The following is a 15,453-nucleotide window of genomic DNA, read 5'->3' as shown; positions in this document are numbered from 1 at the left end:
CGGCGGTGCAACCCTCGTGCAACCCCGTTGCAACCCCTTCTCCCCCGGTCACCGCCGGGACGATCATCGGCGCCGACCGCGAAGACATCGAAAGGGTTGTGCCATGGCCTACCTCGAACTGCCCGACGGGGTCCCGCTGCACTACGAGGACACCGGCAGCGGCCCCGCGGTCGTCCTGCTCCACGGCTGGACGATGAACAGCACGTTCTGGCAGGCCAACACCGGCCCGCTGAGCCAGGGCAACCGCGTGGTCACCGTCGACTTCCGCGGCCACGGCAACTCCGGCAAGACCGAGAACGGCCACTCGCTGCACCAGTACGCCCAGGACGTGCGCGCCCTCATCGACCACCTGGACCTCGACGACGTCTGCCTCGTCGGCTGGTCCATGGGCACCGCGGTGATCCTGAGCTACGTCCGCGAGTACGGCACCGAGAAGCTGCGTTCGGTCTGCTTCGTCGACCAGTCCCCCCGCTTCCTCGACGCGGCCGAATGGGACTTCCCGTTGCTGGGCGGCTACCCCATCACCGACCTGGCCGTGTTCACGCAGGGCGTCCGGCACGCCCGCCCCTCGGTGATCAAGCCGTTCATCGCGGCCTGTTTCGCCGACGAGCCCGACCAGGCCACGATCGACGCGATCTACGCCGAGACCGCCAAGACCCACACCCGCAGCGCGCTGGACGTGTGGTTCGACATGGCCTACGCCGACCTCCGCGCCATGCTCTGCAAGGTCACCGTGCCCGCGCTGCTGATCTACGGCGAGCAGAGCAAGGTCTTCCCCGGCGACCTCGCGGGCTGGCTGGCCGGGCAGCTGCCCAACGCCGAGGTCGCCCGCTTCGCCGCCAGCGGCCACGCGCCGTTCGCCGAGGAGCCCGAGCGGTTCAACACCGTGCTCGGCGACTTCCTGGCGAGCTGTTAGGACATCGCCTTCGCCAGCAACGAGTAACTGCGCCGCTGGTCCTCCGGCGAGTGGATGATCGACGTGATCATCGCCTCGTCCGCCCCCAACGAGGAGACCAGCCCGCGCAGCCGCGACGCCACGTCATCCGGTTCGCCCACCAGGTACGTGGCCAGGAAGTGCTCCGCGACGGCTTCCTCGGACAGCGTCCACTCGTGCCGCTCGACGGCCTCTGGCGAAGGCAGCCGCGTCGGCCGCCCGGCCCGCAACCGGGCGGCCGACAGCCCCATCGGCCGCGCCAACCGCTCCGCCTCGGCCGCCGTGTCCGCGGTGATCACGCCGACGGTGAGGATCGCGTGCGGCCGCGCCAGTTCCGGGCTGGGCCGAAACGATTCGCGGTAGTGCCGCAGCGCAGCCGCCGCGTTGTCGGGCGCGAAGTGGTAGGCGAAGGCGAACGGCCGCCCCAGCCTGGCCGCGAGCGCGGCGCTGTACCCGCTCGATCCGAGCAGCCACACCGGCGGGCGGGTCGGGTTGGTCGGCACCGCGCACACCCCGGCGAACGCGTGCCCCTCCGGCAGGCCACCGTCGAGGTAGCCCTCCAGCTCGGCGAGCTGCTCGGTGAAGTCCTCCACGCCGTGCCCGGTGTGCCTGCGCACGGCGGCGGCCGTCTTCGGATCGGTGCCGGGCGCACGACCGATGCCCAGGTCGACGCGCCCGGGGTGGAAGGCCTCCAGGAACGCGAACCGCTCCGCCACCACCAGCGGCGAGTGGTTCGGCAGCATCACGCCGCCGGAGCCGACGCGGATCGTGCTCGTCGCGTTGGCCACCTGGAGCGCGAGGAGGTCGGGCGCGGAGCTGGCGATGGTCGGCATGCTGTGGTGCTCGGCCGTCCAGAACCGTTGGTAGCCAAGGGATTCGACGTGCTGGGCGAGTTCGACGCCGCGGCGCAGGGCTTCGGCGTCGGTGGAACCCTCGGCGACCGTGGCGAGGTCGAGCACGGACAGCGGGAAACGTGAGGCCATGTTCCAGGGCAACTCCTCGCCGTCCTGGCGCATTCCGTGCTTTTCGTCTCCGGGTGAGTAGCTTTACTCATCACTGAAACCATCATGACTGCAATATTCATGCGAAAGACGTACAAACCACCGAAACCGGGTAGGAAAATTCGCGTGAAGCGTGAACCCCTCGTCCTGTTGGGCGTCGTCCTCGTCGCTGTCGCCGTGTCGGCGATCAAGCCGCACTCCTGGGGCACCTGGGCCCTGGAGGTGCTGCCGATCGCGCTGGCCGCGGTTCCCCTGATCGCGACGTACCGGCGGTTCCCGCTGACACCGCTGACGTACCGGCTGATCGCGGTGCACGCGCTGATCCTGACGCTCGGCGCACACTACACCTACGCCGAGGTGCCGCTGGGGTTCTGGATGGAGGACTGGTTCGGCTTCGACCGCAACCACTACGACCGGATCGGCCACTTCGCCCAGGGTTTCATCCCGGCGATCGTCGTCCGCGAGCTGCTGCTGCGCCGCACTCCCCTGGTCCCCGGCCGCTGGCTGATCACCCTGACCACCTTCGTCTGCCTGGGCGTCAGCGGCGGGTTCGAGGTGTTCGAGGGCTTCGTCGGGATGCTCGGCGGGGACAACGCGGCCGACTACCTCGGCACCCAGGGCGACCAGTGGGACACCCAGTGGGACATGACCATGGCCCTGCTCGGGGCGAGCGCCGCGCAGCTGTTGTTCTCCCGCGTGCACGACCGTCAGATCAAACTGGTAGAGGTACGCCATGAAGGTGAACAGGGTGGTCGCTGATCTTCCGACCACGAGCATGGCCGCGGCCGTGAAGTTCTACACCAGTGTCGTCGGGATGCGCGTGGTCATGAACCAGGGGTGGATCGTCACCCTGGCCGACCGGGAACGGCCGGAGGTGCAGCTGAGCCTGATGACCCACGACGCGACAGCGCCCGTGGTGCCGGTCGCGTCCATCCAGGTCGAGGACGTGGACGCGAGCTACCAGGCCGCGCTGGACTCGGACGCGGAGATCATCTACGAGCTGACCGACGAGCCGTGGGGCGTGCGCCGGTTCTTCGTGGAGGACCCGGACGGCAACGTGGTCAACATCCTGTCCCACATCAGGTGAAGTACGGGGAGGTGGGGTCGGCCAGGCCCCGCTCGATCCGCAGCCGGATCGAGGGGTGGACGTCCAGGGACCGCAGGTCCTCCGGCACCACCCACCTCACCTCCTTCGACTCGCCGCTCGCGCGGGGCGCGCCGCCGACGGGCACCGCGCGGAAGCACATCGAGAACTCCTGGCGGACCTCGCCGTCGGAGAAGGCGACCACGTGCGCGGGGTTGGAGAAGATGCCGACCAGGCTGACCACCTCCACCACCACACCGGTCTCCTCCTCCACCTCGCGGACAACGGCCTGGGTCACTGTCTCCCCGCATTCCTGGGCCCCGCCGGGAATCGCGTACCGGTCGTTGTCCGTCCGCCTGATCATCAGCAGCCTGCCCGTTCCGTCCAGCACGACGGCGCTCACCGCGGGTTTGAGGCTGTTCGCCCTCGGCGCGGACGGATCGTTGTAGTAGTCGGCGCGTGCCACGGCTATAACCTCGCCTCTTCAGCTCCCGCCCACACGGTCGCGAAGCTCGTCGAGTACGTGTCGAACATGCTGCTGGAGGACAGCTTCCGCAGGTGCATCGCTGGCGCGTGACCGCCGGGGACGCCGTAGACGTGAGTGTTGACCACCATCTCGTCGTCGAAGCGGAACACGGAGTTGTAGAGGGTGCGCCGGTGCAGCCGGATCTCGATCCCCTCGACCCCGGCCAGCGGCCGGACGAAGGCCAGCGCGTTGCGGATGCGCGCGGCCACCGTGCCCTTGCCGAGCTGCTCCTCCTCGCTGCGCTTGGCCGCCTCGCGGGCCCCCGGATCGCCGAAGAGCAGCCGGACCTTCGTGCCCTCCTCGGCCTTCCTGCGCAGCTGCCTGGCGAAGTCCGGCCGCTCCACCAGGAACAACGCCGCCAGGGAGAGCGCGTCGACGCGGCGGGTGGCGGTGCCGAGCAGCCGGTCCCACAGGTCGGTGGGGATGTCGCTGCGCCGCGGGTAGACCTTGACCACCTCGGACTCGGCCAGCTCCGGCGGGACCGCGTCCGGCCACAGGTAGTCCTCCGCCTCGCGGACCAGTGCGGCGATCGTGCGCCGGTGCCGGGGGTAGGGAACTCGTCCCTGGGTGATCCAGCGTTCAACCGTCTTGCGGTCCACGCCGGTGGCCGCCGCCGCGTGTTCGAGGTCGAACCCCTTGCGCAGCAAGGCTTCCCGCAGTCGTTCGTTGGCCACATCGCTCCCTTCGACGGCCGGGACGCGCGCAACCTAGCAAGGACGTCCTGAGAAGTCCCGCCATGCGGTGCGCGCGTCCCGGTTTTCCGCCGAAAGCCTCCCTGGTCGAGAACGATCAAGGGGGGCGCGGGCGTGCGACGCAGGGACGGCTGGGCGGTGGCGATGCGGTCACGGACGTTGCGGGAGGCGCACGAGACACTGCTCCGGCTCCGCCCGGCCCCGCACGCCCGCCCGTCGGAGTGGCACGCCTACCACCGCCAGACCGCCGAGGTCTACGCCCAGGTCGCCGAGGTCGACACCGACCACCGGCACGAGGCGCTGTACTGGGTCAGCCACGTCCGGCAGAAGCTAGCCGACGTGGAGAGCCGGTTGCCCCGGCAGCGGCGCTGATCCACTCCTCGATCACCGCCGCCGTGCCCTCGGCGTGGCGCTCCATCATGGAGAAGTGGTCCCCCGGCACGTCGACCACATCGTGCGGGTACTCCCAGGCCGGGCGCCAGTCCTCGCCCTGGTCCTGTGGGAGCCGCTGCCCCATCGGTTCGGTCGCGCGGACGAGCAGGGTGCGCGCCCGGATCGCGGACGGCTCCCACCGGCCGAACAGCGTGAGGTACCAGCCCATCGCGGAGAGCCGGGCCTCGTCCATGGTGACGAACACGCCCTCGCGCTGCGACATCGCGTCCATCAGCGGTAGCCCGAAGTGCTTGAGCACGTTGCTCTGCGGCGTGTAGGTGTCGACGAGCACGACCCCGGCGACCTCCTCGCCCATGCTCTCCAGGTGCGCGGCGGTCGCGTGCGCGAACCACCCGCCCGCCGACGCGCCCAGCAGCACCACGGGCGCTCCGTCCGCGTCCCGCCGCACGGCCTCCGCCTGCGCCTCGATCACGGCGGCCATGGTGCTCGGCACCAGTTCCCCGCTCTCGAAGCCCGGCAGCGCCAGCGCGGCGACATCGCGGATGCCGCGGAAGTTCGTGGCGAACCGGGCGCACTGGTGGATGCCCGCCGTGGCGATGCAGGACGAGAAGCAGTAGAGCTTCGGCGCCCGCGGTCCTCGCGCCAGCAGCACCGGCATGGGCAGCTCGCCGAGGTCGGCCACGCCGTCGAAGCGCGGTCGCAGCGCTCCGGTGGCCCGGAGGAAGTCGAACGCCTCGGTGAACCGGCCCGCGCTGAGGCTCTGGTTGTACAGGGCGGTCACCGTGTTACCGGATTCCACCGGCGCCGCAACCACTTCCACCGGCGCCTTCGTCCCCAGTTCGCCCAGCAGGTGCTTGGCCAGGGAAACGGGGTTGGCGTGGTCGAACACCAGGGTCGCGGGCAGCCGCAGTCCGGTAGCGGTGGCCAGCCGGTTGCGGAGTTCGACCGCGCTCAGCGAGTCGAATCCGGAGTCCACAAAGGAGTGTTCCGCGCTGACCGCGCTCGTGTGCCCGAGAACCGTGGCCACGTGTTCACGAACCAGGTCGGTCATGGTCGCGATCTGCTGTTCTTCGCTCAACGAAGCCAGTTTATTCCGCAAGTCGCCCGTGCCCACGGCGCTCCTCGCCGTCGCGCGGCGGACCGGGACCTTCACCATGGTGCGCAGCAGCGCCGGTGCCGCCACGGCCTCGCGGAGCGCGGTCTTGTTGATGCGCATCGGGATGAGCAGTGCGTCGTCCATGCCGAGTGCGGCGTCGAACAACGCCATCCCTTCCTCGAAGGTCAAGGGCACAATGCCGGACCGGGTCTCGTCACTGACGTTGTCCCAGAGCCCCCACGCCAGCGATGTGGCCCGATGCCCCTGCTCGCGTAGGCGCTGCGCGAAGGCGTCGAGGAAGGTGTTCGCCGCGGCGTAGTTGCCTTGACCGGCGCCGCCGAGGACTCCTGCGGCTGAAGAGAACAGCACGAACGCGGCGAGGTCGAGGTCCTTGGTCAGCTCGTGCAGGTTGATCACCGCGTCGACCTTCGGCCGGAGCACGGTGTCGAGCCGGTCCGCGGTCAGCGAGCCGATCGTCCCGTCGTCGAGCACACCCGCGGTGTGGATGACCGCGCACAGTGGACGGTCACTCGGGATGCTCTGGATCACGGTGGCCAGCGCGTCGAAGTCCGCCACGTCGCAAGCCCGCACCGAGACCGACGCGCCCAGCTCTATCAACTCGTTGCGCAGCTCCCGGGCTCCTTCCGCCGTCGCACCACGACGGCTGGTCAGGACGAGGTTGCGGACGCCGTGGTTGGTGACGAGGTGCCGCGCGAACGCCCCGCCGAGCGACCCCGTGCCGCCGGTCACCAGGACCGTGCCGCCCGCGGGCAACGTGCCCGGCCGCAGTTCCCTGGCCGCGACGAGCTTCGGCGTGTGCGCGATCCCGTCCCGCACAACGATTTGCTGCTCCGCTCCGCCGAGCAGCGCGGGCAGGGCAGCGACATCGTCGATGTCGATCAACCGCACGCGGCCCGGCTCCTCCGACTGGGCCGAGCGCACCAGACCCCATACGGCGGACGCCGCCACGTCGGTGATCCCGCTGCCCACGGCGCCCTTCGTCACGAAAACCAGCCGGGCGTCGCCGAATCGGGCATCAGCCAGCCACTTTTGCAGCAGGCCCAACACATGTCGCGTGACCTCGCGGGCATCCCCCGATCCCACAGGTGCGACCACCACGTCCGGCGTGGGCATGTCCACCAGGTCCACATAGGACTCAACGCGCACGCCCGCCGCTTGCAGTTCCTCGGTGATCTTCAGCGAGTCGTCGCCGACCACTGCAACACGCTGCGGCGCATCCCCGGTCAGCGAAGCGACCTGCCAGTCCAGGGTGAACAGTGACTCGTGTCGCTTCGCAGGCGTCTCGACGCCGCGTGTTTGCCGCAGCACCACCGCTTCCACGTCAGCGACCGGGTTCCCGACCCCGTCGGCGATCGTCAACGCGACCGCGTCGCTTCCGGCGCTCGAAAGCCGCACGCGAAGCTCTTCGGCGCCGGACGCGTGCAATGAGACACCGGTCCACGAGAACGGCAGCCAGCTGTGCTCTCCGGGCTCCAACAGCGACGTGCTCAAGGCGATCGGGTGCAGCGCGGCGTCCAACAACGCGGGATGCAGGCCGTAGGAAGCCGCGTCAGCGCGTTGCCGAGGCGGCAAGGCAACCTCCGCGAACACCTCGTCACCACGCGCCCATGCGGCTCGTACTCCCTGGAACGCCGGGCCGTAAAGGAACCCGTTCTCCGCGAACCGCTGGTAGAGCTGGCCGACCTCGATCTCCTCCGCACCGGCGGGCGGCCACACGGTCAGCGCGGCGCCGGGCTCCTCCAGATCGGCGGACAGCGTCCCGGTGGCGTGGCAGACGAACTCCTCGTCCTGCCGCGAGTAGATGTTCACCTCGCGCACACCCGTGACATCCGGTCCACCGACGCTGATCCTCAGCTGCGCTCCGTCCTTTGTGGACAGAGTGAGAGGTGCTTGCAGCGTCAGGTCCTCGACCTTCGAACAGCCCACCTCGTCGCCGACGCGGACCGCGAGCTCCAGGAAACCCGTTCCCGGGAAGAGCACCGTCTCGCCAAGGGCGTGGTCGGCGAGCCACGGATGCGTCTTCGTGGACAGCAGGCCGGAGAACAGCACTCCCGCGCCGTCCGGCAGCTCCATGATCGCGCCGAGCAGCGGGTGCTCCGCGCCGCGCAACCCCGCGCCCGCGACGTCACCGGTCGACTCGACGGACTCCAGCCAGAACTTCTGCCGCTGGAACGCATACGTCGGCAGGTCCACCGCGTGCGCGCCTTCGAACACAGTCGACCAGGACACCGGCACGCCGTGGACGTGCGCCTCGGCGGCGGAGCGCAGGAACCGCTCGAGCCCGCCTTCATCGCGCTTCAACGAACCAACGACCACGGCGTCGAGCCCGGCGGAGTCCGCAGTGGACTGAATCGCCATCGCCAGCACGGTGTGCGGGCTGACCTCGATGAACGTCCGGTGCCCTCGCTCCAACGCGGTGCGCGTGGCCGTATCCATGAGCACGGTCTGCCGCATGTTCGCGAACCAGTACTCCGCATTCAGCGTCGCGGTGTCGATCGCCTTCCCCATCACGCTGGAGATGAACGGCGTCGCGGTGGACATCGGCCGCACGGAAGCCAGTTCCGCCAGCAACCGATCCCGCAACGAGTCCATCTGGGCGGAGTGCCCGGCGCAGTCAGCGGCGACCTTCCGCGCCCGCACTCCGCGCTCCTCGGCGACGGCCCGCACCTCCTCCAGCGCCGCCTCTTCCCCGGAGACGATCACCGCCTGCGGGCCGTTCACCACCGCGACGGAGATCCTGCCCTCATACGGGGAGATCAGCTCCTCGGCGGCGGCCAACGGCATCGCGAGCGACAACATGCCGCCGTGCCCTGACAACGTCAGCAACGCCTTGCTCCGCAACGCACAAATCTTTGCCCCATCGGAAAGCGAGAGTGCGCCGGAGACCACGGCCGCGGCCACCTCGCCCTGGGAGTGCCCGATCACCGCGGCCGGGCTGACGCCGAACGAGCGCCACAGGTGTGCCAGCGACACCATGATCGACCACAACACCGGCTGGAGCACGTCGATCCGATCGACCGGCGGAGCACCGGGCGCCCCGCGCATCACGTCGAGCACCGAGAAGTCCACGAACTCCGCGAGCGCGACGGCGCACTCCCCCATCCGCTCGGCGAACACGGGCGAGGTGTCCAGCAGCTCCACCGCCATGCCGACCCACTGCGATCCCTGACCAGGGAAGACCAGCACCGGTCGCCGTGCGTCCCCGCGCACCTGACCGGCGATCGCCAGCTCGCGCAACTGCGCGGCGAGCTCCGCGCGATCCGTGCCAACCGCGGCAGCCCGACACTCGAACGCGGATCGCGTCGCCTCCAACGAGTACGCGATGTCCACAATGGACTCTTCGGAGGACTCCAGGAAATCGGCGATCCGCTCAGCCTGCGCCCTCAGCGCTTCCGGCGTCCGGCCCGCCACCACCAGCGGCACGGCACCGCCGTGCTCTCGCCGCGCGACGGGCTCCGCCTCGGGCGCTTCTTCGAGGATCACGTGCGCGTTGGTTCCTGAGAACCCGAACGAGGAGACACCGGCACGACGTGGGTGATCCGCGCGCTGCCACTCGCGGGCCTCGGTCAGGATCGACACCTCGCCCGCGGTCCAGTCCACGTTCTCGGACGGATTCGAGGCGTGCAGCGTCTTCGGCATCACCTTGTGCCGCAACGCCATCACCATCTTGATCACACCACCGACCCCGGCGGCGGCCTGGGTGTGGCCGATGTTGGACTTCAGCGAACCCAGGTACAGCGGCCGCCCGGCCCGGTCCTGGCCGTAGGTCGCCAGCAGCGCCTGGGCCTCGATCGGATCGCCCAGCGCGGTCCCGGTCCCGTGCCCCTCGACGACGTCGACCTCGGCGGCGGGGATGCCCGCGTCGGCCAGCGCGGCCTCGATGACCCGCCGCTGCGAGGGCCCGTTCGGCGCGGTCAGCCCGCTGGACGCCCCGTCCTGGTTGAGCGCGGACCCCTTCACCACCGCCAGCACCGGGTGCCCGTTGCGGCGCGCGTCGGAGAGCCGTTCGACGGCGATCATGCCGACGCCCTCGCCCCAGCCGGTGCCGTCCGCGTCGTCGGAGTACGCCTTGCACCGGCCGTCCCGCGCCAGCCCCCGCTGGCGGGACAGGTCGACGAAGGCCACCGGCGTCGACATCACCATCGACCCGCCGACCAGGGCGAGGTCGCAGTCCCCGTTGCGGATCGCCCGCACCGCCGTGTGCAGCGCGACCAGCGACGACGAGCACGCCGTGTCCACGCTGACCGCCGGCCCCTCCAGGCCGAGCACGTAGGAGATCCGCCCGGAGGCGACGCTGCCCGAGCCGCCCGCGCCCAGCGATCCCTCCAGGTCCTTCGCGGACAACCCCGGCCGGGCGGTGTAGTCCTGGTACATCACGCCCGCGAACACGCCGGTGCGGCTGCCCTTGAGCGTGGTCGGGTCGATGCCCGCGCGCTCCAGCGCCTCCCACGCGGTCTCCAGCAGCAGTCGCTGTTGCGGGTCCATCGCGATCGCCTCACGTGGGGCGATGCCGAAGAACGCGGCGTCGAAGTGGTCGACCGCGGTCACGAAGCCGCCCTCGCGGGCGTAGGTTGTGCCCGGCGTGTCCGGGTCCGGGTCGTAGAGGGAGTCCAGGTCCCACCCGCGGTCACCCGGGAACGCCCCGATCGCGTCCGTGCCGGAGGCGACCAGCTCCCACAGCTGCTCCGGCGTGCTCACCCCACCGGGGTACCGGCAGGCCATCCCGACGATGGCGACCGGCTCCTCCAGCTCCCCCAGCCGCCGCCGGACCCGGTGCAGGTCCGCCGTCACCCGCTTCAGGTACTCCCGCAGCTTGTCCTCGTTGCTCATGTGCGCGTCCCCTCATGAGAGCGGATCCCGGCGCTGCGCTGGCTCCGGAGACCACGTCCAGTTCTCTCACCAGCGAGGACCGTGGGTGAACTTTTAACAATGCACCCGCATGGCAACGCTGGGAGCTGAACTAAACCCCGCCCGGGGCAGCTAGGGGGAACCCCTACCGCCCCCTACTTGTAGCCCGGAAGAATGACTCCGGTGCCCTGGCCGCTCGGCGTCGACGACGGGCGCGAGGCGCACACCAGGTCCGCATGTCTTCAAGTACCCCCAACCCCACCCAAAACCGTCGTTAACGGCTACTAACCCCGGGGTTAGTGGCAGTTAACGACCGCTGGGAGGGGGGTGCGGGGTACTTGAAGACCGCTCAACGGCCGGAGCTGATGTGGAGGGTGATCGTGATGCCCGGGGTCATATCGCGGTGGCGGGCCACGTGGTCGCGGTGGCCGACCGCGGGCTGGAGCCGCAACGGAGCTGGGTCTGGGACGGCGTGCTCGACGAGCTTGAGGAGCGTGTGCGCTGGTCTCGGGAGAACCGCTGCCTCTTCGAGCAGCGCGCTGATTTCTCCTTGCCGCGCCGCGAGGGGTCGTGCCAGGCTGGCCGCGTGATCTGATGACGCGACCAGCCCGGCAAGCCCGCTCAGTCGGCCAGTTCGGCCAGCAGCGAGGCGCGCTGCCGTTCCCCGAGCCCGCCGACGCGGCGGTTCTCCGGGATGCCCGCGGCCTCCAAGGCCCGCGCGGCGCGGACGGCACCGATTCCCGGCAGCGCCTTGACCAGCGCCAGCACCTTGGTCTTGCGAACGACGTCGTCGGAGTCCGCCTTGTCGAGCACCTGGTGGAGCGTCAGCGAACCCTCCTTGAGCTCCTTGGTGAGGGCGCTGCGCGCCGCTCGGGCCTGCTGCGCCTTGGCCAGGGCCTGGGCCTGCTGCTCGGGGGTCATCGTGGGGAGAGGCACTGCTGACGTCCTTCCTGCCAGGAAACCCGCGCCCGCCGGGCGCAGATGACGGCTGCATCATCACCGCGCCCGGCCGCACCAGCACTCCGGAATGCCCGGAAACGGGCTTCCTGTCACCTAAACGCGTGCACTTCGGCGTGGCACGCTCGACCAAACCCGAGGAACACCGTGCGCAAACTGACCTACTTCGTGGCCACCACGATCGACGGCTTCATCAGCGGCCCGAACCACGAGTTCGACTTCTTCCCGATGGAGGGCGATCACATCACGGCGGTCTGCGAGGAGTACCCGGAAGGCGTGCCGACGCACGTCCGCCCGATGCTCGGCATGCCGGAGGACACGCCGAACCGTCGATTCGACACCGTCCTCATGGGACGCGGCACCTACGATCCGGGACTGCCGCACGGGATCACCAGCCCGTACTCCCACCTGCGCCAGGTCGTGTTCTCCACCAGCCTCGCCCCGGTCCCGGGCATCGAGATCGTCGCCGGTGACCCGGTGGCCAGGGTCCGCTCCCTCAAGGCGGAGGAGGGCATGGGCATCTGGCTGTGCGGCGGCGGGAACCTGGCCGCGCAGCTGCGGGACGAGATCGACGAACTGGTGCTGAAGGTGAACCCGGTGGCGTGCGGCTCCGGCACGCCGCTGTTCTCCGGCGACTTCCGCCCGGATTCCTTTGCGCTCCAAAGCGTCCGCCACTTCGAAACCGGCGTCGTCTGGCTCCACTACACCCGCTAGGTCCGCACGTCTTCAAGTACCCCCAACCCCACCTAGAACCATCGCTAACGGCTACTAACCCCGGGGTTAGTAGCCGTTAGCGACCGCTGGGAGGGGGGTCGGGGGTACTTGAAGACACCGTTAGCGGCCACCGTCCACTGTGGGCAGTTCCGCGCGGGGCAGCACGGTCATGATCCCGGGCTCCTGACCCACGCCGTTCATCGCCTGGAACCACGTGCGCGCGGGTTGTTTGCCGCCGTAGATGTACTTCCCGCTGCTGCACGGCTTCGGCGGGGCGTCTCCGCCCGGGTCGCACAGCGTGCTCGGCGCGGTCGAGTCGTCGAAGGTGAACACCGCTCCCGCCAGATCCGTGGTGTAGCCGAGGAATCCGGCCGACTTGTGCTCCTGGGTGGTCCCGGTCTTGCCCGCCATCGGGCGATCCCAGCCGTAGGTCTTCGCGGCGGTGACCGCGGTGCCGTCGATCGTGTCCTTGCTCATCCCGACGGTCATCGCCTTCGCCACCTTCGGTTCGACGACCTGCGCACACGGCTCCTCGCGCACCGGCAGCGCGCGCCCGCCGCGATCCACGACCGCCTCGACCGGGCTCGGCGGGCACCACGTGCCCTCGCTGGCCAGGGTCGCCCCGACGTTGGCCAGCTCCATTGTGGACGTTGGTGTCGGCCCGAGGGTGAACGAGCCGAAGTTGTGGTCGGAGAAGAACTTCCCGATCGTGCGCTTCTTGGCGTCCTCGCTCGCGGTCGTCGTGGCCAGCGACCTCAGCCCCAGTCGCACGGCCATGTCCACCGCGGCCGAGACCCCGGTCTCCTCCAGCAGCTTCACGAACGCGGTGTTCGGCGACACGGCCAACGCGTCCTGAATGGTCAGCTTCTCCGGGTAGTCGCTCCCGGTGTTGTTCTGCACGCAGTACTTCCGCAGCCCCGCGCGCCCCATCGGGCAACTCGCGCCGCCACCGATGAACTTCTCGGACACATAGGACCGCGGCACGTCGATGACGTCGTTGATGTCCTTGCCCTTCTCCAGGGCCGCCGCCGCGGTGAAGATCTTGTAGATCGACCCGGCGCCGAGGTTCTGCAACGCGTAGGGCAGGCCGAGCGTGGTCTCGTCCTTCGACTTGTCCAGTCCGTACGTGCGGTTCGCGGTGAGCGCGACGACGCGGTGTTTGTCCTTGCCGGGCTTGATGATCGCCATCGCGTTGGCCACCTGGTCGGTGTCCGGCGGGACGTGCGCGTCGACCGCCTCCTTGGCCTTGGCGAGCGCGTCCAGGTCGAGGGTGGTCTTGATCGTGTACCCGCCGCGGCGCACGGTCGCGAGGTCCACGCCCGCCCCGCTCAGGTACTTCAGCACGTAGTCGCAGAAGTAACCGGCGTCGCCGACTCCCACGCAACCGTTGGGCGGCCTGGACATCTCCGGTGCCAGTCCGAGCGGCTTGCGCTTCTCCACGTCCGCGACGTCGGCGGCGATGCGCTTCTGCGCGACCATCTCGTCGATCACGACGTTGCGCCGGGCGAGCGCGCGTTCGGGGAAGCGGTAGGGATTGAGGCCGCTCGGCTCGTTCACGATCCCCGCCAGCAGCGCGGCCTGCGCGACCGTCATGCGTTCCTGCGGCACGTCGAAGTAGGTCTGCGCCGCGGCGGCGATGCCGTACGAGTTCTGTCCAAAGGGGACGGTGTTGAGGTAGCGGGCCAGGATCTCGTCCTTGCTCAGCGCCTGCTCCACCTGGACCGCCGTGCGCAGTTCGCGGATCTTGCGCGCGGTCGACTGCTCCAGCGCCTTCTCCCGGTCCTGCTTGGTCGCGGCCGCGACGTGGACGAGGTAGTTCTTGACGTACTGCTGGGTGAGCGTCGAGCCGCCCTGCGAGATCCGCCCCTCAGCCTCGTTCGCGATCAGCGCGCGGGCGATCGCCATCAGGTCCACGCCGTTGTGCTCGTAGAAGCGGTGGTCCTCGACCGCGATGATGGCCGACTTCATCGCGGGCGAGATCTGCTCTGCGGGCACCAGGACGCGGTACTGGTCGTAGAGGCGCGCGAACGGCTTGCCCGAGACGTCCACCATCGTGCTGACCACCGGCGGGTCCTTGTCGATCAGCTCGACCGCGGTGGCGTTGACGGTGTCGCCGGTCTTGTTGGACAGGAAGCCGAGCAGTCCGACCGGCGGGAACAGCACCGCCGCGAGCAGCACCCCGCCCAGCGCGCACAGGGCCACCAGGCGCACGACCAGCCGGTGCCGGCTCGTCACCGCCTGGGCCGCGCCGCCGTCGAAGATCTTGGAGATGTCGAGTTTCCCCGGTTCCTCAAGGGAATGCCTGCCCATGATCGGGGAATAGCCGCATGGAACGCGAAATCCTCAGCTGAACGGGCAAAACCACCTGTTCGGACGTCAGCGCTGGCCGGGCGGGCGGACGGGCTCCGGCATCGGTGGCGCGTCCGGCGGCACGAAGATCGACGTGGAGTCCGGCAGGCGCGCGGGGGTGATCTCCCCCGGCGCGCGGTGCTCCGGCAGCGCCACGAACACCCCGGCGAGCACCACCGCGACGGCGAGCCCGGTGCACGCGGCGGCCAGGGTCTTCTTGCGGCGCTTGCGAACCCGGTCACCGCACTCGATCAGGTCCTCCGCCGTCACGGCCAGCGGTGGCGCCCCGCGCGCGTTGAGCGCCGCGAAGGCCGCCCGCACGTCCTGTTCCCGCACCACGTCACACCTCCACTGGCAAGTCGGCGAAATCCGGTCCCAGGATGCGCCGCAGCGCGACCAGCCCGCGGCTGCCCTGGCTCTTCACGGTCCCGGTCGAGCATTTCAGCGCCGCGGCGGTCTCCTCGACGCTCAGGTCGGTCCAGTACCGCAGCACCAGCACCGCCCGCTGGCGCGGCGGGACCGTGCCGAGCGCCTGCCACAGGACGAGCTTGTCCTCGCTGATCGCCGCGTCCTGCGGCACCTCGGGCGGCGCGTCGGTGACCCGTTCCCTGCGCCAGCGGACCCGCCGCCGCTCGGCGAGGAAGGTCCGGACCACGATCCGGCGCAGGTACGGTTCCAGCCCCTCCCGCCGGGCCAGCCGCGGCCCGGCGAGGTAGAGCTTCAGGAACGCCGCCTGCATCAGGTCCTCGGCCTCGTGCCAGTCGCCGCACAGCAGGTACGTGGTGAAGCGCATGCCGCCGGCGCACCGGTCGAAACAGGCGCTGAACTCGGCGTTCCA

At 69.9% G+C, this 15,453-nt stretch carries 14 protein-coding genes; 6 read left to right on the top strand and 8 right to left on the bottom strand.

Going from position 1 to position 15,453, the window contains the following annotated elements:
- Nucleotides 1-103: 103 nt before the first annotated feature.
- The gene (locus tag NLX83_RS34625; RefSeq protein WP_254239471.1) at nt 104-916 is read left to right on the top strand and encodes an alpha/beta fold hydrolase; all 813 of its coding nucleotides are present in this window, start codon (nt 104-106) and stop codon (nt 914-916) included.
- Here the strand turns inward: NLX83_RS34625 and NLX83_RS34620 are convergent.
- The gene (locus NLX83_RS34620; RefSeq protein ID WP_254239470.1) at nt 913-1,917 is read right to left on the bottom strand and encodes an LLM class flavin-dependent oxidoreductase; all 1,005 of its coding nucleotides are present in this window, start codon (nt 1,915-1,917) and stop codon (nt 913-915) included. The genes NLX83_RS34625 and NLX83_RS34620 overlap by 4 nt on opposite strands.
- Before the next feature lie 144 nt (nt 1,918-2,061).
- On the opposite strand from NLX83_RS34620, the gene NLX83_RS34615 reads away from it, so the two are divergent.
- Together NLX83_RS34615 and NLX83_RS34610 are read left to right on the top strand one after the other, a co-directional pair.
- Nucleotides 2,062-2,694, top strand: coding sequence for a DUF2238 domain-containing protein (locus NLX83_RS34615; protein WP_254239469.1), 633 nt, complete (start codon nt 2,062-2,064; stop codon nt 2,692-2,694).
- Nucleotides 2,684-3,022, top strand: coding sequence for a VOC family protein (locus NLX83_RS34610; RefSeq protein ID WP_254239468.1), 339 nt, complete (start codon nt 2,684-2,686; stop codon nt 3,020-3,022). Before NLX83_RS34615 ends, NLX83_RS34610 begins: the two co-directional genes overlap by 11 nt.
- On the opposite strand, the gene NLX83_RS34605 is transcribed toward NLX83_RS34610, so the two are convergent.
- Nucleotides 3,015-3,485 (bottom strand): NUDIX domain-containing protein, encoded by a 471-nt coding sequence (locus NLX83_RS34605; protein WP_254239467.1) that lies wholly within the window; start codon nt 3,483-3,485, stop codon nt 3,015-3,017. The two genes, NLX83_RS34610 and NLX83_RS34605, sit on opposite strands and share 8 nt — an antisense overlap.
- Nucleotides 3,486-3,487: 2 nt before the next feature.
- Nucleotides 3,488-4,219: a DUF5919 domain-containing protein gene (locus NLX83_RS34600; RefSeq protein ID WP_254239466.1), complete on the bottom strand. Its 732-nt coding sequence runs from the start codon at nt 4,217-4,219 to the stop codon at nt 3,488-3,490.
- 132 nt (nt 4,220-4,351) lie between these two features.
- On the opposite strand from NLX83_RS34600, the gene NLX83_RS34595 reads away from it, so the two are divergent.
- A complete protein-coding gene (locus NLX83_RS34595) occupies nt 4,352-4,609 on the top strand; it encodes an AMED_5909 family protein (RefSeq protein ID WP_254239465.1) in 258 nt (85 codons plus the stop codon).
- Here the strand turns inward: NLX83_RS34595 and NLX83_RS34590 are convergent.
- Nucleotides 4,548-10,577, bottom strand: a complete 6,030-nt coding sequence (locus tag NLX83_RS34590) for a type I polyketide synthase (RefSeq protein WP_254239464.1) — start codon at nt 10,575-10,577, stop codon at nt 4,548-4,550. The genes NLX83_RS34595 and NLX83_RS34590 overlap by 62 nt on opposite strands.
- Before the next feature lie 385 nt (nt 10,578-10,962).
- On the opposite strand from NLX83_RS34590, the gene NLX83_RS34585 reads away from it, so the two are divergent.
- Nucleotides 10,963-11,190 (top strand): hypothetical protein, encoded by a 228-nt coding sequence (locus NLX83_RS34585; RefSeq protein WP_254239463.1) that lies wholly within the window; start codon nt 10,963-10,965, stop codon nt 11,188-11,190.
- Nucleotides 11,191-11,216: 26 nt separating this feature from the next.
- Here the strand turns inward: NLX83_RS34585 and mihF are convergent, their stop codons facing one another.
- The gene (gene mihF, locus NLX83_RS34580; protein WP_254239462.1) at nt 11,217-11,531 is read right to left on the bottom strand and encodes an integration host factor, actinobacterial type; all 315 of its coding nucleotides are present in this window, start codon (nt 11,529-11,531) and stop codon (nt 11,217-11,219) included.
- A gap of 168 nt (nt 11,532-11,699) precedes the next feature.
- Here mihF and NLX83_RS34575 point away from each other — a divergent pair, with 168 nt between their 5' ends.
- Nucleotides 11,700-12,266, top strand: a complete 567-nt coding sequence (locus tag NLX83_RS34575) for a dihydrofolate reductase family protein (protein ID WP_254239461.1) — start codon at nt 11,700-11,702, stop codon at nt 12,264-12,266.
- Between the two features lie 120 nt (nt 12,267-12,386).
- On the opposite strand, the gene NLX83_RS34570 is transcribed toward NLX83_RS34575, so the two are convergent.
- From NLX83_RS34570 to NLX83_RS34560, 3 genes are all read right to left on the bottom strand, one after another.
- Entirely contained in the window at nt 12,387-14,576 is a 2,190-nt protein-coding gene (locus NLX83_RS34570; RefSeq protein ID WP_254239460.1) for a transglycosylase domain-containing protein, read from the bottom strand.
- Between the two features lie 66 nt (nt 14,577-14,642).
- Complete coding sequence (locus NLX83_RS34565; protein ID WP_254239459.1) at nt 14,643-14,951, bottom strand: hypothetical protein; 309 nt, start codon at nt 14,949-14,951, stop codon at nt 14,643-14,645.
- 4 nt (nt 14,952-14,955) lie between these two features.
- The gene (locus NLX83_RS34560) at nt 14,956-15,408 is read right to left on the bottom strand and encodes a SigE family RNA polymerase sigma factor (protein ID WP_254239548.1); all 453 of its coding nucleotides are present in this window, start codon (nt 15,406-15,408) and stop codon (nt 14,956-14,958) included.
- Nucleotides 15,409-15,453 lie beyond the last annotated feature (45 nt).

The organism is Allokutzneria sp. A3M-2-11 16 (genome assembly GCF_024213555.1).
GTDB lineage: Bacteria > Actinomycetota > Actinomycetes > Mycobacteriales > Pseudonocardiaceae > Allokutzneria.
This window is presented reverse-complemented; position numbering and strand designations above follow the sequence as displayed.

What these genes read in the sequence shown, in the direction of transcription:
- NLX83_RS34625 (WP_254239471.1), top strand. Translation starts at nt 104, where the DNA reads ATGGCCTACCTCGAACTGCCCGACGGGGTCCCGCTGCACTACGAGGAC.
- NLX83_RS34620 (WP_254239470.1), bottom strand. Translation starts at nt 1,917, where the DNA reads ATGGCCTCACGTTTCCCGCTGTCCGTGCTCGACCTCGCCACGGTCGCC.
- NLX83_RS34590 (WP_254239464.1), bottom strand. Translation starts at nt 10,577, where the DNA reads ATGAGCAACGAGGACAAGCTGCGGGAGTACCTGAAGCGGGTGACGGCG.
- NLX83_RS34570 (WP_254239460.1), bottom strand. Translation starts at nt 14,576, where the DNA reads ATGGGCAGGCATTCCCTTGAGGAACCGGGGAAACTCGACATCTCCAAG.
- NLX83_RS34560 (WP_254239548.1), bottom strand. Translation starts at nt 15,408, where the DNA reads ATGCGCTTCACCACGTACCTGCTGTGCGGCGACTGGCACGAGGCCGAG.